We start from the raw sequence: 22,200 nt of genomic DNA, 5'->3' as shown, positions 1-22,200 counted from the left end.
GATTTCTTTCTGCGATTTCAAATGATGGGGCGGGATCAGGCAAAGGGCGGATCAGCTGTGGCGAAATTGCATGCAATCAATTATACAAACGCAAACAGTTTATTGTATGCATCGGGAAACGTGGCGGGCAGGCATGAAGGCATCTGATAAGGTTAAACACCGCACGGACATGATCAGTTCGGCATTGCGTTCGGCAATCCTGGAACGCGTTTTGATGCCCGGCATGAAATTGCCCGAAGATTCCCTTGGTGAACGTTTCGGTGTCAGCCGCACACTTATTCGTCAATCCCTTGAACGACTTGCCGCCGAAGGCCTGGTTGAGCTTCGCCGCAACAAGGGTGCGATGGTCGCCAAACCCAGCCTTGAAGAAGCGCGCGATCTGTTTGAATTGCGCACCCAGATCGAAGACCTTGTGATCAGCCGGGTGATCAAGAATATGAGCCCGGAACTTCTGGCCGAACTCGAAGCCCATCTGGCCAAGGAAGTCGCCGCCGAACATGCGTCCGAGCCAATTTCGATCCGACTTGCCACCGAGTTCCATATCCTGCTGGCCAAGCTTTCGGGAAGCCCGGTTTTGCTGCGCTATGTCGAGGAAATCGGATATCGCTGTGGTTTGACGTTGTCGCTGTATGCAAGGCCCCATTCGACCGATTGCGGCATTCAGGAACATCGGCAAATCATCGAAGCCCTGAAAACCGGGGATGAGGAAACCGCGCGCAAATTGATGCGGCATCACCTGACCGCCGTGGCCGACCGCGCATTGTTCACGACCGAGGAAGGCGGGCCGCTTTTGTATCTGGATGCGCTGGAACCCTATGCCAGAAAGGTGCGTGACGGCGGGGCCTAACGCAATAGTACGTTCGCGGATATAACCGCCCGCCCGCAAAAGCAGGCGGTCAGTTCCGCAAACGTGATCATGGATCGATACGCCGCATCGCCTGATATGCATCGGGGATCAGGCCTTGATGCCTTTGCGCACCAGAATGCGTTCGGCACTTTCATTCCAGACATCCATTTTGACGATCTTGCCGTTTTCAATCACAAAACGGTCGACATAACGGTTGCCTTCAAACGGCGTTCCGTCGGGCCATTCGCCATAAAGCCAGCCGGTGCTGTAAACCACGGTCTGGCCGTTGGTATTGGCGACATCAAACTGACCGAACTTCTTTTTCACCCATTTATAGCGCGCGGCGTTAAAGGCCGTGGTGCCCGACGGATGGTCGTATTTCTGACCATCGGTAAAGGTGATGACGACATCATCAGACATGAAAGTCGCCGCCAGTTCGGGGTCGGGCTTCATGGATGCATCAAGAAAATCGCGCACGGTCCGGGCTTCGGGCGGCAGTGTATCAAGCACATTTACCGCAGTCTGATCGGTCATCTGGAATTCCTCATTCACTGCAATTGATCTGTGATCAGCATAATACGCAGGCAGAAAATTTGCATGCACTAATTTTATGCAATAATTGCATGCAATTTGCGTATACATGAGGCAAATGCGCTTCGTTAATTGACCTGAATTCCCGTAAGTGTCTGAAAATTATCAATTCTGATTCTTGGCACGGGCCTTGCTGCAGTGCGGTGGTTGTTCGGCGCGTATCGTGAAACTGCGACGACCGAATGCGACCGGAATACGAAAGTCACATAATCAGGGAGTCTCACATGCCTATTTCTTCGCCTATTCCGAAACTGACGCGCCGTGCCGCCCTTTTGGGGGCCGCTGCTGCGATGATGTTCGCTGCCACCTTGCCCATCCATAACGCCCGTGCCGAAGACACCGTGAAGCTTGGCCTTGTTGCTGCGCTGAGTGGCCAGTCGGCCAAATCCGGCGAAGCAATCACGCGCGGCATTACCCTTGCGATTGACAAGATCAATGCCGAGGGCGGCGTTCTTGGCAAGCCGCTTGAACTTGTATCGCGCGACGATGAAAGCAACCCGGGCAAAGGTCTGGTCGCGGCCCGTGAACTGGCACAGCGCGAAGGCGTTGCTGCGATCATTGGCGGTCTTGATACGCCGGTATCCTTTGCCATTGTCCCGTATGCCAATCAGCAGAAAATTCCGTTCATCGGCCCTTGGGCTGCTGGTACCGGCATCACCAAAAACGGTGCTGAAGAAAACTATGTGTTCCGCGTTTCCGCCGTTGATGAATATGTCGACGAAGCAATCACCGAATATCTGATTGCAAATTACGGTGCCAAAAAGCCGGGCATGATCCTGATCAACAACCCGTGGGGGGAGTCCAACGAGAAGGGCTTGCTCAAGGCGCTGGAAAAACGCGGCATGACTCATGCCGGGATCGAAAAGTTTGAATCAAACGACGTCGATGTTGTCCCGCAACTGACCCGCCTTAAGGAAAATGGTGCTGACTCCCTGTTTGTGGTTGCCAACGTTGCCCCGACCGCACAGGTGATCAAGTCGCTTGATCGTATGGGTTGGGATGTGCCGATTTCCTCGCATTGGGGCCCGGCGGGCGGTCGCTTTACCGAACTGGCAGGCAAATCCGGCGAGAAGGTCCATTTCATCCAGACCTATCTGTTTACCGATGCAACCAGCCCGATGTTCGTCAAGCTTCAGGAAAAATTCCCGGAAATCAAAACCCTCGCCGATGTGACCCCGGCGACCGGTATTGCCAATGCCTATGACGCGACCCTTCTGATTGCAGCGGCCATCGAAAAGGCCGGTTCGACCGACGGTCCGGCCATCCGCGAAGCGATGTACGAGATTTCGGGCATCGAAGGCATGATCAAAACCTATGACAAGCCGTTCACCCCGGATGATCAGGACGCGCTTGGTCCGGAAGATTACACCTTCGCGCATTTCGTCGAAGGCGAAATCATTCCGATTAAATAAGCCGCTTTTTACCCCTGTGCGCGGCGGACCCACCCTGCATCGCACAGGGCTTTATTCCTTTTTGAATGATGCACTTCTGGTGCGCGACATAACAGGCGACTGGCAATGACATTATTAATCGCAGCCCTGATTACCGGGATCGGTCTGGGCAGTATGTACGGACTGATCGCACTTGGTTTTCAGATCACCTATTCGGTGTCCTCAAAGGTCAATTTCGCCCAAGGATCGATGGTGATGCTGGGTGCGGTATTGGGCTTTGTTTTCTGTGAACAATATGGCTTGCCTGTCATTGTCGGCTATCCGCTTGCCATTCTGTGCTGCGGGCTTGGCGGAATTCTGGTCGAGTTTTTCCTTGTGCGTCCCTTTGCCATTCGCAATTCCGAAGCCTGGCTGATGGCGACGGTTGCCGGCGGCATTTTGCTTGATAACGCGGTGCTTTTTACCTTTGGTAATGAACCGCGCACGTTGCCATCCGCCCTTGTCGGCGAAACCTGGAATATCTTTAGCACCGGTGTTTATCCGCAACAGATCCTGATCCCGATTGCGGCCATCGGTGTGGCCCTGGCCCTGCATGGTCTGTTTCGCCATACCCGTCAGGGTCGTGCGCTTTTGGCGGTGGTGCAAAACCTTCAGGCCGCCAAACTGATGGGGATCAATACCACCGTGATGGTCACGGGTTCCTTTGCCATTTCATCGATGCTTGCCGGTTGTGCCGGACTTCTGATCGCGCCGCTATTTTCGGTGCATTCGGATATGGGAACGCTTTTCGGGCTTAAGGCATTTGCCGTCGCCATTCTGGGCGGCATGACTTCGGCCTATAGCGTCATGTTGGCAGGCTTTATCTATGGCCTGGTTGAGGCCGCTGTGACCACCTATCTCGGATCGTCTTATACCTTCATCGTCGTGTTCGCCCTTGTGATCGCGGTTCTGACCATCAAACCAAGCGGCCTGTTTGGTCGTGCAGCGATCAAGAAGGTCTGATGATGAAACGCTATATGAAATTTAAAAATCCGATGCCCAAACTGAACAAACCTGTCGCCCTTGATGCTGCAATCATCCTTGCCGTGCTTGGCGGGTTGATCGGTGTTTCAATCACCGGCGGCTATACCCAGTTCATCATTGGTCTTGTCGCGATCACAACGATTTTGTGTGTGGGTTTGAACGTTCTTTATGGTTTGACTGGTCTGGTGTCACTGGGGCAGGTCGGGTTCTTTGCCATCGGGGCCTATGCCAGTGCGATCCTGACGTTGGCTGGCTTGAATTTCTGGCTGTCGCTGGTGGTGTCATCGGTGATTGCCGGGCTTGCCGGGTGTTTGCTGGCCCTTTCGGCGGTGCGGATGGCGGGGCCGTTCCTTGCCATGGTGACCATTGCCTTTGCCTTTATTGTCGAACATGGCGCGATTGAATGGCGTGCCCTGACCGGCGGGCAGAACGGTTTGATGGGCTTCCCGATGCCCGAATTGTTTGGCTATATGCTCAGTGAAACCGATCTTGTGATGCTGTGCGTTATTCTGGGCGGGGTTGCGTTGCTGGCATTCCGTCGTCTGGCGACAAGTGGCTGGGGCATGGCGATGACATCGATGCGCGATGCCGAAATTGCGGCCAGTTCGCTGGGCTATAATGCCTTTTTCGTCAAGGCGACCGGCTTTGCCATTGCGGCGGCGATGGCGGGTCTGGCCGGTGCGTTGTTTGCGCCGCTTATGATGTTTATTGCGCCCAGCAACTTCCCGCTTAGTCAATCAATCCTGTATCTGTTTGCGGTCATTCTGGGCGGGGCCGGTACGGTTCTGGGGCCACTGGTCGGCGCCACGGTTTCAGTGATGCTGCCCGAAATGCTGGCCGATTTTGCCGAATATCGGTTGCTGATTTTTGGCGGACTTCTGATCGTTGTTCTGTTGATCGCGCCGCGAGGTATTGTCGGTGTGGTCGAACGGTTCATCCCGCTTAAAAAACGCACGGTCAATGCCACCCCCGCGGCCGAGATCGAGGCAGGGCTTAAAGCCTATGCCAAGTCGGACGGTCTGGTGGTTGATGATATCTCGATTGCCTTTGGCGGGGTGAAGGCGGTCAATTCCGTATCCTTCACCGCCAAGCCGGGGCAGGTTACGTCGATCATTGGTCCAAACGGGGCAGGCAAGACCACGCTTTTGAACATCATCAGCGGGTTCTACAAACCGACCGAGGGTGCGGTTCGCATCGGTGATCAGGACATTGCCGGAAAACCGACCGACTTTGCAGCCCGCAACGGGATTGCGCGCACCTATCAGGCGACCCGGCTTTTTGAAAATATGTCGGTTGTCGATAATGTCATTGCCGGTCTTCCGGTTGGTCGTTTTGGCAAGCCGTTCAGCGCGATTGCATCAGATGACAACCGCAATCATGCCGCCGGACTTTTGGCATTTTGCGGCTATCAGGGCGATATCGATGCCCGTGCGGGTGATTTGCCGCATGTGGATCGCCGTCTTGTCGAAATTGCCCGGTCACTTGCGACCAGGCCCGGTGTTCTTCTGCTTGATGAACCGGCTGCCGGATTGATGCATGCCGATAAGGTCGCACTTTCCAAACTGCTGCGCCAACTGGCCGATGCCGGGATCGCGGTTGTTCTGGTCGAACATGACATGGAAATGGTCATGGGTATTTCTGATCAGATTTTGGCGGTGGATGCCGGAACCCAGATCATTTTCGGAAGCCCGCAGGCAGTGCAAAGCAACCCGCAAGTCATTGCCGCCTATTTGGGCGATGGCAAGATGAAGGCGCGCCCACGACCCATTCCGTTCGAAGCCGGGGACTCCCCGGTGATTGAAACCCTGCGCCTGACCGCGGGATATGGGGCGGCCCCGGTTCTGCAATCGATTGATATCAAGGTCCGTCAGGGCGAGATGGTCGCACTGCTTGGCGCCAATGGTGCGGGCAAGTCGACCTTCCTGACCGCCCTTGCTGGACTGTTGCGCCCGGTAAAGGGGCAGATTGTTCTTAATAACGAATATATCCATGCCCTTGCCCCGCATCAGATCGTGGAACAGGGATTGATCCTTGTACCCGAAGGGCGTCAGGTTTTCCCGGAACTGACAGTGCGCGAAAACATCGAACTGGGGGCCTATAAGCAGCCCAAGCCGGTCAGTGCCGAAGAACTTGAAGCCATCCTGAAACGCTTCCCGCGGTTGCGTGACCGCATCAACAGTCCGGCAGGGTTGCTGTCGGGTGGTGAGCAGCAAATGATGGCGATTGCGCGCGGTCTGGTCGCCAAGCCGAAGGCGCTGTTGCTTGATGAACCGTCCCTTGGTCTGGCACCGGCGATGGTCGAAGAACTTTATGCCATTTTGGGCGAGCTTCGCGATGATGGCGTGACCATCCTTTTGGTTGATCAGATGGCGACCATGGCGCTTTCGGTGGCGGATTATGCCTATGTCCTTGAACAGGGACAGGTAGTTGCCGAGGGTCCCGCATCGGATTTGCGTCAGGATGAACGCCTGATTGCCGCCTATCTTGGCGGCAGTGAACAGGGCGATAAAAATCAAGAAAAGGTGGCGGTTGGAGATGTTTGATTATCTGGTAAAGAATGCCTGTCTGCATGGCGAAAACACCCTTCTTGATCTTGGGATCGCCAATGGCAAGATCGTTGAAATCGGCCAATCGATAACCGGGGATGGAGCGGCTTTTGACGCGGCCGGGCAATTGGTGACGGCGGGCTTTGTTGAAAGCCACCTGCATCTGGATAAGGCCTGCATTCTGGATCGTGCCAAGAATGAAACCGGCACGCTTTCAGGTGCGATCAGTGCGGTTGCCAATGCCAAAAGCGGCTTTACCGAAGATGACGTCTATGCCCGCGGGGCCAAGGTGATTGAAAAGGCAATCACCCAGGGCACCAATGCCATTCGCACCCATGTGGAAATTGATCCGGGCATCGGGCTTGCGGGCTTTGACGCGATTAAGCGGCTTAAGGCCGATTACGCATGGGCGATGGATATCGAGATTTGCGTCTTCCCGCAGGAAGGATTGCTGAATTATCCGGGGACCGAGGAATTGCTGCGCGAGGCCCTTGAAAACGGCGCGGATCTTTTGGGGGGCTGCCCCTATATGGATACCGATCCCGACGGTCAGATCCTGCGCCTGTTTGAAATGGCGCGGGAATATGATGTAGATCTTGATTTCCATCTGGATTTTGATCTGGACGGTTCATGGCGTCATCTTGATGAAGTGGCCCGCCAATCCATTGCCTTTGGCTGGCAGCGCCGGGTGATGATTGGCCATGTCACCAAACTGTCGGTGCTGCCCAAACCGCAACTTGAAGACACGATTGCGATTATGCGTGATGCCGGGATCGGATTGACCGTGCTTCCGGCAACCGATCTTTTCCTGACCGGGCGCGATCATGATCATAGTGTGCCGCGGGGTGTGGCCCCGGCACACAAGTTGGCCGCGCATGGGGTTTGCTGCACGATTGCGACCAACAATGTGCTTAATCCGTTTACGCCCTATGGCGATTGTTCACTGTCACGCATGGCGAACCTTTATGCCAATGTCAGTCAGCTTTCGACAGAAGCCGAACTTGAAAACTGCTTTGCCATGATCGCTGATGCCCCGGCCAAACTTCTGGGCAAATCAAACCGGATCGCGGCAGGCGAAGCTGCAAGCTTCATCATCCTGCCCGCCCAAAGTCGCGCCCAGGTGGTTTCCGAAATCAGCCGCCCCGTGTGGGGTATGAAAGACGGGCGGGTCACGTTCGAACATCCCGCCGCAAGGCTGTTTCACCCATAAATCATACAAATGAAAAAAGGGCAGCTTTCCGGGCTGCCCTTTTGTCTGATGATTGTTTTTTTTTAGCTTAGCCGTGCGCGATCATGATGTGACGGGCAGCGGTGTAATCTTCGAGTGCGTAATGCGACATGTCCTTGCCATAGCCGGACTGTTTCAAACCACCATGGGGCATTTCATTGACCAGCATGAAGTGGGTGTTGATCCAGGTACAGCCATACCGCAGCCGCGCACTGGTTTGCATGGCGCGCGAGATATCCTTGGTCCAGATCGATGATGCCAGACCGTAATCGGAATCATTGGCCCATGCGACGGCCTCGTCGACATCGGTGAAGCGGGTGATCGAGGCCACGGGGCCAAAGACCTCGCGACGGACGATCTCGTCACTTTGCAGGGCACCGGCAATCACGGTCGGCTGATAGAAGAAGCCCGGCCCGTCATGCAGTTTGCCACCCGTGGTGATTTCGATGTGCTTTTGTTCGGATGCACGGGCGACAAAGCTTGCCACCCGGTCGCGCTGACGTTCGGAAATCAGCGGGCCGATTTCGTTTTCAGCATCATCGGGGCGGGCATAAGCAATGCTTGAAACCGCCGATGAAAGATCTGCCACCAGCTTGTCATGGATTTTCGGGCCGGCATAGATACGACATGCCGCTGTGCAATCCTGCCCGGCGTTATAGTAGCTGAAGGCGCGAAGGCCTTCGACGACGGCATCGACATCCGCGTCATCAAATACAATCACCGGCGCCTTGCCACCGAGTTCAAGATGGGTGCGCTTGACCGATTTGGCGGCGGCCTGAAGGACCTTTTTGCCGGTCGCGACATCGCCGGTGATCGAAACCATATCGACCTTGGGATGGTTGATCAGGGCATTGCCGACCGTGGCCCCACGGCCCAGAACGATGTTGACGACACCTTCGGGCAGGATATCGGCCAGAATGGTCGCAAGCTTAAGGGCGGTCAGCGGGGTTTGTTCAGACGGTTTGAAGACAACGGTGTTGCCCCCGGCAATGGCAGGGGCCAGTTTCCAGGCCATCATCATCATCGGATAGTTCCACGGCGCAATGGAACCAACAACCCCGATGGGATCGCGACGGATCATTGATGTATGACCGGGCATATATTCACCGGCAAGCGATCCCTGCATGCAGCGTACAGCACCGGCAAAGAAGCGATAGCAATCGACAATGGCGGGGATTTCGTCATCGCGCACCGCATTGATCGGTTTGCCACAGTTAAGCGATTCCAGTTTGACGAATTCTTCGGCCTCGGCCTCGATCCGGTCGGCAATTTTCAGAAGGTAATTCGACCGTTCTGCCGGTGTGGTGCGCGACCATGACTGGAATGCATGTTCGGCGGCATTTACGGCCCGGTCGATCTGTTCCATCGATGCTTCGGGCAGCATCATGATGGTTTCGCCGGTTTTGGGATTGATGATGTTTTCTTCGGCTTCGACGCCCGTTTCAAGGCTGCTGCCGATCAGCATCTTTGTGTCCATGATAAGCTCTCCCGTTTCTATCGTTATTACGTTGTTACTTCCCGGATCCGGCCACCTGATCGCCATCACGGGTCAGGTAATAGGCCGCAAGGATCGGCAGGACCGTGACCAGAACCACAACCATCGCCACCACGTTGGTGACAGGTCGCTGGCGCGGTCGGACAAGTTCTTCGAGCATCCAGATCGGCAATGTTGATTGCTGACCGGCGGTAAAGGTCGTGACAATCACCTCGTCAAAGGACAGGGCAAAGGCCAGCATCCCCCCCGCCAAAAGGGCCGTGCCGATATTGGGCAGGATGACATGGCGGAATGTCTGGAAACTGTTGGCCCCCAGATCCATCGATGCTTCGACAAGCGACCCCGATGTCCGCCGGAACCGTGCGACGGCGTTGTTATAGACAACGACAACACAGAAGGTCGCGTGACCCAGAATGATCGTCCAGATCGAGAACGGGATGTCAGCAATGCTGAAGGCGGATCGAAGCGCGATACCGGTGATAATGCCGGGCAAGGCAATCGGCAGGATCACCAGAAGCGATATGGTTTCGCGGCCAAAGAATTTGGTGCGTGATACGGCGGCGGCACACAGTGTTCCCAAAACCATGGCAATCACGGTCGAAATGGTCGCGACCTGAAGCGACAGTTTCAGTGCATCCCAGACATCCGGGCGGTTCCATGTAACTTCCAGCCATTTCAGGGTGAAACCCGGGGGCGGCCACTGATATGACTTATCCTCGGTCGTGAAGGCATAGACAAAGATCAGGGCAATGGGCAGATGCATGAAGGCAAGTCCAAGCCCGGCAGCAAGCTTAAGCGCAAAGGGCGCGCGTTGCTTTCCATCAGATCGCATCGAAAGCCCCCATGCGTTTGGCACCCCAAAGATAGAAGCCCATGATGACAATCGGCACGACCGTAAAGGCCGCGGCCAGCGGAATGTTGCCCGCCGTGCCTTGCTGGGCATAGACGGCCTGACCGATAAACAGGCGTGATGACCCGACAATTTGCGGAATGATGTAATCGCCAAGGGTCAGCGAGAAGGTAAAGATCGACCCCGCGACAATACCGGGCAAGGCCAGCGGGAAAATCACATGGCGGAATGTCTGACCGGGCGTGGCACCAAGATCACCCGATGCCTCGATATAGCTTCCCGGGACACGTTCAAGGGCAGCCTGAACCGGCAAAACCATGAAGGGCAACCAGACATAAAGGAATACAAGGAAAGTCCCGGTATAGCTGACCGACAGGGAATAGCCGCCAATGATCGGGATCGCCAGCCACGCTTCAAGCAGCCAGGTCAGATGCAGCTTGGCAAAAATCCATGTCAGGATGCCTTCCTTGGCAAGGATCAGTTTCCAGGCATAAACCTTGACCAGATAGCTTGACCAAAGCGGCAGCATCACACCGATGTAAAACAGTGCCTTCCATTTTCCGCGTGCATAGCGCGCGGCGAAATAGGCAATGGGGAATGCCACACAGGCCGCGGCAACCGTGACGATGGCCGCCATGGAAACGGTGCGGATGATGATATCAAGATTGGCCGGACGGAACAGTTCGCCATAGGTTTTAAGCGTCAGTTCGTACTGAACCATCCCCGAAAATTCATCGATGGAAAAGAAGCTTTGCGCCAGCAACGCAAACAGCGATCCAAGATAGATGATGCCAAGCCACAGAACCGGCGGGGTCAGCATCAGGATCAAAAGCAGTTTGGGATTGCGCCAGAACCGGTCTGACAGCGATCCGGTCCATCCGCCCTGACCGGGCAGAATGGCTGTACCTTGCGCGGGTTCCGTGACGGGGGATGCGGCCGTCATTGGGCATCCTCCATCAAATGCAATTCGCTTTCCTGCCAACTGATTTGAACAGCGGCGCCATTTTGCGGCACGACCTGATCGGCAGCGATCAGCGCATTGATCCGCATATCGCCAAGCGCCAACCCGACCCGGGTGGTGCCGCCCAAATAACTGCTTCCGGTCACGGTTGCTGCGTGGCCATCAGACTGAACAAAGCGGATGGCTTCGGGGCGCAGGCTGGCATAGGCGGCCTTGCCGGTCAGCTGTTTGACAAAATCGGGTTCAAGAACGTTTGATGATCCGACAAAATCGGCGACAAAGCGGCTTTGCGGACGTTGATAGATATCCTGCGGACTTCCGACCTGCTGGATTTTACCGTCATTGAAAACAGCAACCCGATCGGCCATCGACAGGGCTTCGCCCTGATCATGGGTGACAAAGACGAACGTGATGCCAAGTTTGCGTTGCAGGGTTTTAAGTTCTTCCTGCATCTGTTCACGCAGTTTCAGATCAAGCGCGCCCAGCGGTTCATCCAGCAGAAGGACCCTGGGTTTGTTGACCAAGGCACGGGCAAGCGCAACGCGCTGGCGCTGTCCACCGGAAAGCTGCCCCGGCCGGCGGTCGCCATAACCCGGCAGGGCGACAAGTTCGAGGGCCTCATTGGCGGCCTTGTGACGTTCGGCCTTGCCCATTCCCTGAATCATCAGGCCATAGGCCACATTGTCGATGATGTTCATGTGCGGGAACAGGGCGTAATCCTGAAACACGGTATTCACGTTGCGCCGATAGGGCGGCACGTTTTCGACCTTGGTACCGAAGATTTCGATATGGCCGCTTGTCGGTTGCTCAAAGCCGGCAATCAGGCGCAGGCAGGTGGTTTTGCCCGATCCTGACGGGCCGAGCATGGCGAAAAATTCGCCCTCGGCAATTGACAGATCCACATCATCAACGGCGCGGACGGCGCCGAAATGGCGTGAAACTCTGGAAAAGGAAACTGCAGTCGTCATTGGTAAACCAGTTGTTTGAAGCCCGCCCGCGCAGGGCGGGCTTCGGGTCGCAAGGGAGGTGGCGGGTGGCGCCCAATCGGGTGATGCGTGACCGTGGCTGATGCCCATCGCACGGCCAAGCCCCCCGGATTGGCAGCGATTGCGCATTTCAGCAGGCAGGCATCAGATGCCGGGTGTACGAGACACCTGACGCCCTACCATGTTTGGTCACAAGGAGGTCTTAGCGACCGCCAATCACACCGATATAGTCAGATACCCAACGGTAATAGGGGACGCATTCGCCCTGGCTTTCACATTTCGAAACCGGGGTCTGCCAGAAGCTGACACGGTCGAAATCGTCAAATCCGTTGGTTGCACAACCCTCGTCACCCAAAAGGGCATTGCCTTTACAAGCAGCCGGAACTGCCGGGTTTGAACCGAACCATGCGGCAAGGTCGCCCTGAACTTTTGGTGACAGGGAATGTTCCATCCACAAATAGGCACAGGTCGGGTTTTCGGCATCGGCATGAAGCATGGTGGTATCGGCCCAGCCGGTCACACCTTCTTCGGGGATGGTCGATGCAATCGGCAGACCTTCGGATTTCAGAAGGTTGACCTGGAACGGCCAGGAACCCGATGCAACAACGCCTTCGTTCTTGAAGTCATCCATCTGGATGAAGGCGTCATGCCAATACCGCGAAACCAGTTCGCGCTGTCCGCGCAAAAGGTCAAGGGCGGCGGCATATTGATCGGCATTGAGCTCATAGGGGCTTTTGATGCCGAGTTCCGGGTTATGCGCCATCAGATATTGCGCCGCATCGGCAATATGGATCGGGCCGTCATAGGCCTGAACGCGGCCCTTGTTGGACTTGCCATCGGCCAGCGTCATTTCCTTGAAAACAACATCCCAGCTTTTGGGCGCTTCCTTGAAGGCTTCGGTATTATACATCAAAACGTTCGGCCCCCACTGATAGGGCGTGCCGTAATGTTTGCCGTCAACCGTGTGCCAGGGGGCACTTTTCAGACGGTCATCAACCGTGTTCCAGCTTGGAATAAGGTCGGTATTGATTGGCTGAACGCGTTTGCCGGCAATCATGCGAAGCGATGCATCGCCCGATGCGGTGACAAGGTCAAAACCGCCCTCGTTCATCAGGGCGACCATTTCATCGGATGTGTTGGCGGTTTTGACATTCACCTTGCATCCGGATTCCTTTTCAAACGATGTCACCCAGTCAAAATTGGCATCGGTTTCACCGCGTTCGATATAGCCCGGCCATGCAACGATATTCACGTTGCCTTCGGGGGTGCCAAGTTCGGTCATCATGTCGGCGGCGGCGGCCTGACTTGCCGCCAAGGCAAGCACGACCATGACGGACGTGCCCGATTTCAGTAACGATTTCATTGTGATGTCTCCCAGTTGCAGGGCGTCAATTCGTGTGACTTTTATTTCCCGCAGCCAAGGGTACGCCGATCCTGAGCATTCACAATTTCATTTATCAGAAATACGTTATCGGTTTTTCCGATATCATCCTGAGGCGTATGGTAGCAAAGCGATTGGTAGATTTAACGCAGACGTGTCGCGCGGTGGGCCTGGGCCAATCCGATGAAATCGCGCGCGGCTTGTGAAAGCGGTGACCCTTTGCGCCAGACCACACCGACCTGAACCATCGGAAGGGTGCCCGATACATCGCGGCTTTCAATCCGGTCACCTTCAAGCGACCAGGGGCGATAAACCAGATCGGGCAGCAACGACAATCCCGCCCCAGTGGCGACCAGACTGCGTACTGCCTCGACCGATCTGGTGCGAAATGCCACCCGCGGACGGGTGCCCAGCGCACCAAGAAGCTTGCCGGTGGCTTCTTCGATTTCATCAACGGTCAACATGATCAGCGGTTCGGATGTCACATCATCAAGGGTGATGCTTTGCGCGGTGGCCAACCGATGGCCAAGTGGCAGCCACAGACGATAGGGGGAAACTTCAAGAATTTCCGATTGCAGAGCAAGGCGATCGCGCAGGTTGGAAATCACCATGACCGCGGCATCAATTTCCCCGCCAATCAGAAGATGTTCCAGATAATCACCGTTATCTTCAATCGCACTGACCGTCACATGCGGATAGGCGCGGCGATAACGGGCCAGAATGTCAGACAGAACATAACCGGCAACAAGCGATGTAACGCCCAGATGCAATTCGCCCTGTTCGGCCTTGGCGGTGTCTTCGAAGGCCTGTTTGGCGTCCGATACGCTGGCCAGGATCGTGGTGGCATGGCGCAGGAACTGATGCCCGTTATGGGTGATGTTAAGGCCCCGCGAATGCCGGTCAAACAGGGTGACGCCAAGATCGGCTTCAAGTTCCTTGATTGCCTCGGTCACGGCAGATTGCGAAATCGACAGAATATGCGCCGCCCCCGATACAGTTCCCTGTTCGGCAACGGCGACGAAATATTGAAGCTGTCGAATGGTAAATGCCATGATGCCATCACGATAGGCGATGGCAGTTACCTTGTCGCGGTTTTTTCGATACCGCGACAAGGAATGCAGATGAACTTAGCTTTCCACCAGTTCTGGCGTCGGCTTGACCAGTGTTCTGGCGCCGGGGTCGAAGCTTACCGACATGCCGCCATTGGGCAGATGTGTCGATGTGCAATGCCAGTCCAGCCGCTGGCAAATGCGCCGGACAAGCTGCAAGCCGATGCCTTCGCCCTGCGGCGTGGTGCATTGGCCGTTACAGGTCGAAATGGTGTTTTCAACGGTCAGTTCGGTGCCGGTCAGGGTGATGGTAACCTGGCCTTTTGGGGTGTGCTGGAACGCATTGCGGATCAGGTTGGAGACCACAATCATCAGGGCCGCACGTGATGTCGCGATTTCGGTTTCCCGGCTATCGGGGACAAAGTGGCATGTGACGTGTTTGCCCTCGGTCAGGTAGGAAAGATCGCTGATTTCCTGTTCGATAAAGCTTGAAAAATGGATGTGCTCGGTTTCGCCCAGCGGCGCGTTTTCCCGACCCAGCCACAAAAGCGTTTCAAGCAATTGCTGCATGTTGCGGTTTGCACGTTTGATGCGTGCCATCACCCGTGACTGGGTTTCATTGAGCGGGCTTTTTTCCAGAAGTTCCACGTTACCCGAAACGATGGTGACAGGCGTGCGCAATTCGTGGCTTGCCTGACGCAGGAATTCGCGTTCGCGGGCAACGAATTTGTCAATCTGGTCAACGGACCGATGCAGTTCGTGGGCAACGTCATTCAGTTCCTCGAACCCGAAATCGGGGATCGGCGCACCAAGGTTGTCGGCGGTCAGGTTGTTGGCCCAGCTTTGCAAATCTTCGGACGGTTTGGTCAGGCGTTTGCCAATGATCCACAGGAACCAGGCAAAGATGCAGATCACGATCAGGGCAAAGGGAACAGACAGCCATGCCAGATTATGCAGGCGTTCGAAAAACACACTATCACCGTCACCCACGTGATAGGTCTGCAAAATCAGGATGTTGCGCCCATCGACAAGCTGATGGGGAAAGACCAGAAAGATCGGATTTTCCGGGGTTTTCTGATCGGTATATTGATCGGTATTGATGTAGAAAAGCTCGCCGGTTTCCAGATCGTCGGGTGTGACATGGGCGCGCAATTCCGCGGGCAACTGATCAAAATTTTCAAAGGATTCAATATTGAACCCCTTGGGCAGGGGCGCATTCGGGTCACGAAGAAGCTGATCGTCATATTGTTCGGCAATCAGCTGAAGCTGAAAGGCTGCGACCATCCACTTGCCATAGAGCATGTAGAAATTAAGCACGGCGGTATACAGAACCAGCGTGATGATCAGACCCAGCAACACGTAATTGCGCACAAAGCGCGAAAAGGAGCGGGTCTTGGGGGCACAGCAGGGTGACGACATAACAGTTACTCGCGCAGGGCCACGCCCTGGCCCGGAATGGTGTGAATAAGATTTTGCTCGAACGGTTTGTCGATCCGATGGCGCAATTTGTAAAGATGCGTTTTCAGCGCATTGGTATCAGGCGGATCGCCCTGCCACAATGCCATTGAAAGACGCGACCGGGTGACAACGCGCGGGCTGTTTTGCGCAAGAACTTCCAATATCGTCCAACCGGTTGGCGATACGTTGATATTTTGCCCGGCCCGCACGACCGAACGGTTTTCAAAATCAATCCGAAGGTCCCCAAGCGAGAAACGCTTTACCTCGCCACTGCGCCGACGTGACAAAACGCGGGTCCGCAGCAAAAGTTCTTCAAGCGCAAACGGTTTGACCAGATAGTCATCGGCACCGGCGTGGAAACCTTCGATCTTGTCATCAAGGGTATCGCGCGCGGTCAGCATCAAGACCGGGGTATCAACCCCTTCATCGCGCAGCGCCTTGCAAATGCTGATGCCGTCGCGAAATGGCAACATCAGATCAAGCAGGATAACGTCATATTCCCCGGTCAGGGCCATTTTGAACGCGGTTTCGCCATCATAGGCATGGTCGCATTCGACCCCCTCAATCGTCAGATAGTCACTGACGGTTGCGGCGATATCCATATTGTCCTCGACCAGAAGGACCATGATGTTGGCGGTTGCTTTCATTCACGTCATCTCGTTAACAGCGCGCAGGGTTACCATGGCGCATTTCCACCCGCAGGTCAGCCGGAAATAACCGGCTTGCCGGGAACAGTCGAGCCAGCGGGCATGCTCAGAACGGCGTTCAGATCGTCACGGGTATCGATATCAAAACGCGCGGCTTCAAGTTCAAGACCGATCACGTCATGATCCGCCCCGTTCAGGATTGCGCGCGCCCCCGATGGCCCGGACAGGATCGCAAGCTCGGAAAACAGATGTGCCGGAAACAGGGCCGGAACACCAAAGCCACCGGAATAGCGCGTGGCAATGATGTGTTCGCCGTCAAAGGATCCGATCAGTTTTTGATAATCGCCACGTCCTAGCCTGACCTGATCACACAGCGCGATCAGAACGGCGTCATAATCCCCGTTTTTCGCAATGGCCCTAATACCAGCAGCGATCGAGCTTCCCATCCCCGATGCCCAGTCCGGATTGTCAACGATATGACAATCGGTACCAATGACCGGGCGAATTTCATCGGCAAAAGCGCCCAGTACGACAAAGCGATCAAGCCCGGGCAAACTGGCAAGCACATCGATTGTGTGGCGGATCATCGGAACGCCATGGATGTCGGCCAACTGTTTGCGGCCGCCAAAACGCGTACTTTCACCCGCAGCCAGAATAAGGGCAGCGCATTTGGGCACGGGATGATTTGTCTGCGGGGTCATGAATGCATCAGTCTTATTCCGCAGCCTGCGCCATGGCCGGTGCGGCGCGTTGCTTGAACAGGGCGTGATGGATGCCCGACAACATCGAAAGCGCAATGCTTTCGGGCAATTGCCCGCCAATATCCAGACCCGCAGGGCTTGAAATATCAAATGCCAGATCATTGCGGGTCAGGCCTGCGCGTTCAAGCACATCGGCAAAACGATGGCGCGGGCCAAGGGCCGAAAGATGCCGGATCGGGGTGTCGCACAAAACGCCAAGTGCATTGGCATCAATGCCGACACTATGCGCCATCAGGATCACGGCATCGACCCGCTGATCGCGGACATAGACGGCAAGGTCCCGGTCAATAGTGCGCAGGATCATATCGGCCTGCGGAAAATGTTCGGGCCGCGCATTGGCGGGGCGCGGATCGACCAGTGTGGTTTTCCAGCCCATGGTATGGGCAATCCCGATCACCGGGCGGGCATCAATGCCACCCCCCACCACAAGGATGTGGGGTTCGGGGGAAATCGGCGTAACCAGCCAGTCGCCATCGATACGATTTTCGATATGGGCGGGCGGGTAGGCGTGAATTTCACCAGTCTGAAAATAGCCTTCGACCGCGTTGATTTTCTGAAAATAAAGGCCGCTTTGGCGTCGGGTCAGGGCGCTGTGCAAATCCGACAGGCCAAGGTCGTTTTCGGCACTGACCGGTTGCAGCATGATATGGACCGTGCCGCCACATCCAACACCAAGCTTGAAGGAAAGGTCGTCTTCGTCATTGCCGTCATAGGTCAGCATGACCGGGCGACCGGTCAGCATGGCCTTGCGGGCATTGCGGATAATGTCGGCCTCAAGACAGCCGCCACTCAGCAGGCCGAACTGCTGTCCGTGCCCGTTAATCAGCATCATGGCCCCGGCCTTGCGATAGGCCGATCCTTCGGTGCGGTAAACCGTGCCCAGCACCCATTCGGTGCTGTTGCGGTTTTCCTGCCAGGCCGACAGCATGGCGGAAAGTTGGTTATTCATCAGTCACACGCCCTTTCAATAAAAGGGGAGCTGCCCGGAGAGCCGGGGAAGGGGAAGAAATTTGGTCCCCCGGGCAGCGATGCCGGCAATGCCGACGATACCTTAGACGAAATCGAAACCGGCCTTGGTCATGGGAAGATCAAGGATCCGTTTGCCGGTTTGGGCAAAGATGGCGTTGGCAACAGCCGGACCGGTCGGGGGAACGCCCGGTTCGCCAACACCGGTTGGTGCATTGTTCGATGAAACAATGGCGACTTCGATTTCCGGCATTTCCGGATTGCGCAGCAATTCATAGTCCGGGAAGTTGTACTGATCGACTTCGCCGTCGGTCAGGGTGACTTCGTTGCGGAAGATGGCCGAAAGGGCATAGCCCGCCCCGCCTTCCATCTGGGCACGGATGACATCGGGATTGATGGCAACCCCGCATTCGACCGCCATGAACAGCTTGTTGACGTGAACAGTGGTGTCTTCGACCGTGACATCGGCAACCACTGCCACACAGGTATTGAACGAGAAGTGGGCCGCAAAGCCGCGCTTGTCGCCTTTTTGCCAACCGGAAATCTCGCGGACCAGTTTGATGGCCTCGATCATGCGGGCCTGATTGGCACCGGACGGATCGAGCATGGCAAGACGCATGTCAATCGGGTCCTGACCGGTTTCGGTCGCGACCATATCCATCAGGCTTTCCATGACAAAGCCGGTATGGGTATGACCGACTGACCGCCACCAGTTGATCGGAACCGCGGTGGTAAAGTCACTTAGACCGATCCCCATATTGGGAAGGGTATAAAGACTTTCGGCGACCCCTTCGACCGAGGTCGGGTCAACGCCGTTCTGAACCATCATTTCGAACGGGCCACCCTTGGCGATCGATTTGGTTGCCAGACGATGATCCCAGCCGACAATCTTGCCATCGGCATCAAGGCCGATTTTGGCACGATGGGCCGACATCGGACGATAATAGCCGCCCTTGATATCGTCTTCGCGGCTCCAGACCAGTTTGACCGGGACCTTGCGCCCGGAAACGGCAAAGGCCATGGCGGCTTCGACATTGTAATCCGATGCCGCATTGGCACGACGCCCGAACGAACCACCGGCATACAATGTTCTGATCTCGACCTTGGACGGATCAATGCCAAGGGTTGCGGCGACCATCGGACGGGTCAGGGTCGGGAACTGGCAGCCGTCATGGACGCGTACACCATCCCCAACCGGCTCAATCGTGCAGTTTTCCGGTTCCAGCGGCGCATGGGCCAGGAACGGGAAGGTGAATTGTGCATCAATCGTTTTGGCGGCCCCGTCAAGGATCGGCGCAACCGAGGCCAGCGGCACTTCGTGATTGGCATCAAATTGCGGAGCATCAAGCAATGCCACATGATCGGCAATCATGGCATCGGTGCTGCGTGTTTCCGCCGCACTGAAATCCCATTCAACCGACAGGGCATCACGGGCCTGAAACGCAGCCCAGGTATTTTTGCCAAAGGCAACCACGCCGGCCTTGTTGGGCAGAACCTGTGCAGCGATAAAACCACCGACATCCTTGGCGGCACTGTCATCAAATGACACCACCGTGCCGCCGAATTTCGGGCTGCGGATGATGGCGGCATAGATCATGCCGGGCAGATTGACATCCATGGCAAACATCGCGGTGCCATTGGTTTTACCGGTATTGTCCTTGCGGTGCAGCTTGTCACTGCCAATCAGTTTGAACTGATCGGGGGTTTTGACCACGGGCTTTTCGACAGGGGAAAGCGTTGCGGCGATGGCAACGAATTCGCCGAAATGACCGGATTTTCCACCCGATGACAGCATGCCGTTTTCAACCGTGATGGTTGATGCATCAACCCCCCAGCTTTGGGCGGCAGCACGCACCAGAAGATCACGGGCAGCAGCGCCGGCTTCGCGATACTGCATGAAGGAGTTGGCGATTGAGGTCGATCCACCCGTGCCCTGCGCACCAAAGAACAGGTTCTTGTAGCGTTCAACATCGGCCGGGGCGAATTCGGGAACAACCGTATCCCAATTGGCATCGAGTTCTTCGGCGACCAGTGTGGTCAGGCCGGTTGTCGTGCCCTGGCCCATTTCAAAATGCTTGATGATGACGGTAACAGTGCCATCGGCATCAATTTTAACAAACGGGTTGAGATCGGTTGCCGCAGCCGCCGTTGAACCGGCGGCCAGAACGCCCTTGGCATTGATCCCGACCAGAAGGGCGGTGGTGCCCGCAGCAGATGCCTTAAGGAAACCGCGACGTGAAACATTGATGTTCATGACTTAGGCCTCCAGCTTCTGGGATGCGAGCTTGATGGCTTCGTTGATCCGGATATAGGTCACACAGCGGCAGGCATTGCCATTCATGTAATCCTTGATGTCTTCATCGGTCGGTTTCGGGTTCTCGGTCAAAAGACCGATAGCCGACATGATCTGACCGGACTGGCACCAGCCGCACTGCACGACGTCTTTTTCACGCCATGCTTCCTGAACGGCTTGGGCAACCTTGTCGGTCGCACCTTCGATGGTGGTGATTTCGCTATCAACCGCGTCTTCGACAAAGGTCTGGCAGGAACGGGTCGGGTAACCGTCCACATGCACGGTGCAGGCACCGCAATAGGCAACACCGCAACCGAATTTGGTCCCGGTCAGTTGAAGTTCATCGCGCAAAACCCAAAGCAACGGTGTGCCGGGTTCGGCATCAACGGTGCGGGTCTCGCCATTGATTTTAAGCTGATATTGCATGACCGCCTCATCTCTCTCTTTTGGCTTGTTATGGGCGATCATCACGCAGGCGCAGGTAACCAAGCGGTAAACGGGTATTTGGCCTATTTCCCGTCGGCCGCGAACAGGGTGATCAACTTTCACAAATCGGCAGAAACAGGCTGGTCGCGACGGATGTTTCGGGCAGGAATTTCCGCGTTCCCACAGCAAGGAGAGCGGCGGTTTTACGGTTTTTGTAATTCGCGTATTGCCAGAACAAAAAAAGCCTGTCGATGCACACTGCATGGACAGGCTTTTTTAGTTGGTCAGACTGTGTGGGGCACGTGTCTGCCATCTTTTTTGGGGGATGTGAATTACCGCGGGGCGTGGCCGTGTTCGCAGGCAAAGTCAATGTCACTGCGGGCAATGCCGATATCTTCAAGGCGTTCACGCGGGGCATGGCGAAGCATTTCGGTGTCGCGGGCGACCTTGTGGGCATGGGCCCATTTGCGGGGCAAAAGGACGAGCCAGCGCCAGATGGATGCGCCCGAAACCGGCGCTACATTGGTGGTGGCGACGAGGGAGTCATTCGTAAACTGTGCTGGCATGATGCTGGCTCGCTAGTTTGTTTGCTAATAAGGGGCAGAGTTTCCTCTGAACCCGAAAACAATTTACGCCTGACTTATGTGAATTGGCGCGCAAACTTCGCAAATTCGTGCGAGATTTTCGCAAAAATTCTGTAAAAACGATTTTCTTTCGTTTGCGGCCTGCGCCATGTTTGGTTACAGGGTGTTAGGGGCCGAACCCGATTGATGGGTTAACATGGCATCATCACGAGCCGGGAATTCGAAACGTGGCGGAACTCGATAAATTCGACTATCGCCTGCTGGAGCTGTTGCAGGAAAACAGCCGCATGACAGGCAATGAACTGGCGGGGAAAGTGGGGCTTTCGTCGGCGGCATGCCTGCGCCGTGTTCAGCGTTTGCGTGAAACCGGTGTGATTGAACGTGATGTTGCGGTGGTATCGCCCAAGGTATTTGGCAAGCGCATGACCGTGATCGTGCTGCTGACCATGGAACGTGATCGCCCGGACCGGTATATGCTGATGCGCGAAGAATTCGCCAAAATGCCCGAAGTCGTGCAGTGCCATCACGTCACCGGTGCCCATGACTTTGTGCTGCGCATTCAGGTCGGTGACATGGAAGAATACAGCGCCTTTGTCGATCGGGTGTTTCATGAACCCTATATCAAGCGATATGAAAGTCTTGCGGTTCTCGGATCGCTGAAATGAAAAATGGCGGGTCAAAACCCGCCATTTTCTTTGTATTTCTGATGTCACCCGG

Annotated in this window: 20 protein-coding genes; 6 read left to right on the top strand and 14 right to left on the bottom strand. The window is 55.7% G+C overall.

Features of this window, described 5'->3' with window-relative positions; all coding sequences use genetic code 11:
* Positions 1–133 precede the first annotated feature (133 nt).
* Positions 134–847: a GntR family transcriptional regulator gene (locus AUQ42_RS00365; protein ID WP_082817642.1), complete on the top strand. Its 714-nt coding sequence runs from the start codon at positions 134–136 to the stop codon at positions 845–847.
* A gap of 108 nt (positions 848–955) precedes the next feature.
* On the opposite strand, the gene AUQ42_RS00360 is transcribed toward AUQ42_RS00365, so the two are convergent.
* The gene (locus AUQ42_RS00360; protein WP_068517020.1) at positions 956–1,381 is read right to left on the bottom strand and encodes a nuclear transport factor 2 family protein; all 426 of its coding nucleotides are present in this window, start codon (positions 1,379–1,381) and stop codon (positions 956–958) included.
* A gap of 281 nt (positions 1,382–1,662) precedes the next feature.
* On the opposite strand from AUQ42_RS00360, the gene AUQ42_RS00355 reads away from it, so the two are divergent.
* The 4 genes from AUQ42_RS00355 to AUQ42_RS00340 all read left to right on the top strand — a co-directional run bounded on the left by AUQ42_RS00355 (position 1,663) and on the right by AUQ42_RS00340 (position 7,608).
* Positions 1,663–2,850 (top strand): ABC transporter substrate-binding protein, encoded by a 1,188-nt coding sequence (locus tag AUQ42_RS00355; protein ID WP_197460749.1) that lies wholly within the window; start codon positions 1,663–1,665, stop codon positions 2,848–2,850.
* A 105-nt stretch (positions 2,851–2,955) separates the two neighbouring features.
* Positions 2,956–3,831 carry a branched-chain amino acid ABC transporter permease gene (locus tag AUQ42_RS00350; RefSeq protein WP_068516965.1) on the top strand — a complete coding sequence of 292 codons (876 nt, stop codon included), beginning with the start codon at positions 2,956–2,958 and terminating at the stop codon, positions 3,829–3,831.
* Between the two features lie 14 nt (positions 3,832–3,845).
* Complete coding sequence (locus AUQ42_RS00345) at positions 3,846–6,395, top strand: branched-chain amino acid ABC transporter ATP-binding protein/permease (RefSeq protein WP_068517018.1); 2,550 nt, start codon at positions 3,846–3,848, stop codon at positions 6,393–6,395.
* Positions 6,388–7,608: an amidohydrolase family protein gene (locus AUQ42_RS00340; protein ID WP_068516964.1), complete on the top strand. Its 1,221-nt coding sequence runs from the start codon at positions 6,388–6,390 to the stop codon at positions 7,606–7,608. Before AUQ42_RS00345 ends, AUQ42_RS00340 begins: the two co-directional genes overlap by 8 nt.
* Positions 7,609–7,675: 67 nt before the next feature.
* On the opposite strand, the gene AUQ42_RS00335 is transcribed toward AUQ42_RS00340, so the two are convergent.
* From AUQ42_RS00335 to AUQ42_RS00275, 13 genes are all read right to left on the bottom strand, one after another.
* A complete protein-coding gene (locus AUQ42_RS00335) occupies positions 7,676–9,103 on the bottom strand; it encodes a gamma-aminobutyraldehyde dehydrogenase (protein WP_068516963.1) in 1,428 nt (475 codons plus the stop codon).
* 34 nt (positions 9,104–9,137) lie between these two features.
* A complete protein-coding gene (locus tag AUQ42_RS00330; protein ID WP_068516962.1) occupies positions 9,138–9,953 on the bottom strand; it encodes an ABC transporter permease in 816 nt (271 codons plus the stop codon).
* Positions 9,943–10,914, bottom strand: coding sequence for an ABC transporter permease (locus AUQ42_RS00325; RefSeq protein WP_068516961.1), 972 nt, complete (start codon positions 10,912–10,914; stop codon positions 9,943–9,945). The genes AUQ42_RS00330 and AUQ42_RS00325 overlap by 11 nt, the downstream gene beginning before the upstream one ends.
* Positions 10,911–11,900, bottom strand: coding sequence for an ABC transporter ATP-binding protein (locus tag AUQ42_RS00320; protein ID WP_068516960.1), 990 nt, complete (start codon positions 11,898–11,900; stop codon positions 10,911–10,913). The genes AUQ42_RS00325 and AUQ42_RS00320 overlap by 4 nt, the downstream gene beginning before the upstream one ends.
* Positions 11,901–12,120: 220 nt before the next feature.
* Complete coding sequence (locus AUQ42_RS00315) at positions 12,121–13,281, bottom strand: ABC transporter substrate-binding protein (RefSeq protein ID WP_068516959.1); 1,161 nt, start codon at positions 13,279–13,281, stop codon at positions 12,121–12,123.
* A gap of 161 nt (positions 13,282–13,442) precedes the next feature.
* On the bottom strand, positions 13,443–14,351 hold the full coding sequence (locus AUQ42_RS00310) for a LysR substrate-binding domain-containing protein (protein ID WP_068517017.1): 909 nt from the start codon (positions 14,349–14,351) through the stop codon (positions 13,443–13,445).
* A gap of 75 nt (positions 14,352–14,426) precedes the next feature.
* Positions 14,427–15,767, bottom strand: coding sequence for a HAMP domain-containing sensor histidine kinase (locus AUQ42_RS00305; protein ID WP_068516958.1), 1,341 nt, complete (start codon positions 15,765–15,767; stop codon positions 14,427–14,429).
* Between the two features lie 5 nt (positions 15,768–15,772).
* Positions 15,773–16,453 carry a response regulator transcription factor gene (locus AUQ42_RS00300; protein WP_068516957.1) on the bottom strand — a complete coding sequence of 227 codons (681 nt, stop codon included), beginning with the start codon at positions 16,451–16,453 and terminating at the stop codon, positions 15,773–15,775.
* 56 nt (positions 16,454–16,509) lie between these two features.
* Positions 16,510–17,154 (bottom strand): NTP transferase domain-containing protein, encoded by a 645-nt coding sequence (locus tag AUQ42_RS00295; protein WP_231856630.1) that lies wholly within the window; start codon positions 17,152–17,154, stop codon positions 16,510–16,512.
* 13 nt (positions 17,155–17,167) lie between these two features.
* Positions 17,168–18,163, bottom strand: a complete 996-nt coding sequence (locus tag AUQ42_RS00290) for an XdhC family protein (RefSeq protein ID WP_068516956.1) — start codon at positions 18,161–18,163, stop codon at positions 17,168–17,170.
* 102 nt (positions 18,164–18,265) lie between these two features.
* Entirely contained in the window at positions 18,266–20,434 is a 2,169-nt protein-coding gene (locus tag AUQ42_RS00285) for a xanthine dehydrogenase family protein molybdopterin-binding subunit (protein WP_068516955.1), read from the bottom strand.
* 3 nt (positions 20,435–20,437) lie between these two features.
* A complete protein-coding gene (locus AUQ42_RS00280; RefSeq protein WP_068516954.1) occupies positions 20,438–20,899 on the bottom strand; it encodes a (2Fe-2S)-binding protein in 462 nt (153 codons plus the stop codon).
* A gap of 332 nt (positions 20,900–21,231) precedes the next feature.
* The gene (locus AUQ42_RS00275) at positions 21,232–21,465 is read right to left on the bottom strand and encodes a hypothetical protein (RefSeq protein WP_068516953.1); all 234 of its coding nucleotides are present in this window, start codon (positions 21,463–21,465) and stop codon (positions 21,232–21,234) included.
* Between the two features lie 245 nt (positions 21,466–21,710).
* On the opposite strand from AUQ42_RS00275, the gene AUQ42_RS00270 reads away from it, so the two are divergent.
* The gene (locus AUQ42_RS00270) at positions 21,711–22,148 is read left to right on the top strand and encodes an Lrp/AsnC family transcriptional regulator (RefSeq protein ID WP_068516952.1); all 438 of its coding nucleotides are present in this window, start codon (positions 21,711–21,713) and stop codon (positions 22,146–22,148) included.
* Positions 22,149–22,200 lie beyond the last annotated feature (52 nt).

The sequence above is a fragment of the Thalassospira sp. MCCC 1A02491 genome (assembly GCF_001613785.1).
Taxonomy (GTDB): domain Bacteria; phylum Pseudomonadota; class Alphaproteobacteria; order Rhodospirillales; family Thalassospiraceae; genus Thalassospira; species Thalassospira povalilytica.
This window is presented reverse-complemented; position numbering and strand designations above follow the sequence as displayed.

What these genes read in the sequence shown, in the direction of transcription:
- AUQ42_RS00335 (WP_068516963.1), bottom strand. Translation starts at nt 9,103, where the DNA reads ATGGACACAAAGATGCTGATCGGCAGCAGCCTTGAAACGGGCGTCGAA.
- AUQ42_RS00340 (WP_068516964.1), top strand. Translation starts at nt 6,388, where the DNA reads ATGTTTGATTATCTGGTAAAGAATGCCTGTCTGCATGGCGAAAACACC.
- AUQ42_RS00310 (WP_068517017.1), bottom strand. Translation starts at nt 14,351, where the DNA reads ATGGCATTTACCATTCGACAGCTTCAATATTTCGTCGCCGTTGCCGAA.
- AUQ42_RS00290 (WP_068516956.1), bottom strand. Translation starts at nt 18,163, where the DNA reads ATGAATAACCAACTTTCCGCCATGCTGTCGGCCTGGCAGGAAAACCGC.
- AUQ42_RS00360 (WP_068517020.1), bottom strand. Translation starts at nt 1,381, where the DNA reads ATGACCGATCAGACTGCGGTAAATGTGCTTGATACACTGCCGCCCGAA.
- AUQ42_RS00300 (WP_068516957.1), bottom strand. Translation starts at nt 16,453, where the DNA reads ATGAAAGCAACCGCCAACATCATGGTCCTTCTGGTCGAGGACAATATG.
- AUQ42_RS00315 (WP_068516959.1), bottom strand. Translation starts at nt 13,281, where the DNA reads ATGAAATCGTTACTGAAATCGGGCACGTCCGTCATGGTCGTGCTTGCC.
- AUQ42_RS00295 (WP_231856630.1), bottom strand. Translation starts at nt 17,154, where the DNA reads ATGACCCCGCAGACAAATCATCCCGTGCCCAAATGCGCTGCCCTTATT.
- AUQ42_RS00350 (WP_068516965.1), top strand. Translation starts at nt 2,956, where the DNA reads ATGACATTATTAATCGCAGCCCTGATTACCGGGATCGGTCTGGGCAGT.
- AUQ42_RS00330 (WP_068516962.1), bottom strand. Translation starts at nt 9,953, where the DNA reads ATGCGATCTGATGGAAAGCAACGCGCGCCCTTTGCGCTTAAGCTTGCT.
- AUQ42_RS00280 (WP_068516954.1), bottom strand. Translation starts at nt 20,899, where the DNA reads ATGCAATATCAGCTTAAAATCAATGGCGAGACCCGCACCGTTGATGCC.
- AUQ42_RS00355 (WP_197460749.1), top strand. Translation starts at nt 1,663, where the DNA reads ATGCCTATTTCTTCGCCTATTCCGAAACTGACGCGCCGTGCCGCCCTT.
- AUQ42_RS00320 (WP_068516960.1), bottom strand. Translation starts at nt 11,900, where the DNA reads ATGACGACTGCAGTTTCCTTTTCCAGAGTTTCACGCCATTTCGGCGCC.
- AUQ42_RS00275 (WP_068516953.1), bottom strand. Translation starts at nt 21,465, where the DNA reads ATGCCAGCACAGTTTACGAATGACTCCCTCGTCGCCACCACCAATGTA.
- AUQ42_RS00305 (WP_068516958.1), bottom strand. Translation starts at nt 15,767, where the DNA reads ATGTCGTCACCCTGCTGTGCCCCCAAGACCCGCTCCTTTTCGCGCTTT.
- AUQ42_RS00285 (WP_068516955.1), bottom strand. Translation starts at nt 20,434, where the DNA reads ATGAACATCAATGTTTCACGTCGCGGTTTCCTTAAGGCATCTGCTGCG.
- AUQ42_RS00365 (WP_082817642.1), top strand. Translation starts at nt 134, where the DNA reads ATGAAGGCATCTGATAAGGTTAAACACCGCACGGACATGATCAGTTCG.
- AUQ42_RS00325 (WP_068516961.1), bottom strand. Translation starts at nt 10,914, where the DNA reads ATGACGGCCGCATCCCCCGTCACGGAACCCGCGCAAGGTACAGCCATT.
- AUQ42_RS00345 (WP_068517018.1), top strand. Translation starts at nt 3,846, where the DNA reads ATGAAATTTAAAAATCCGATGCCCAAACTGAACAAACCTGTCGCCCTT.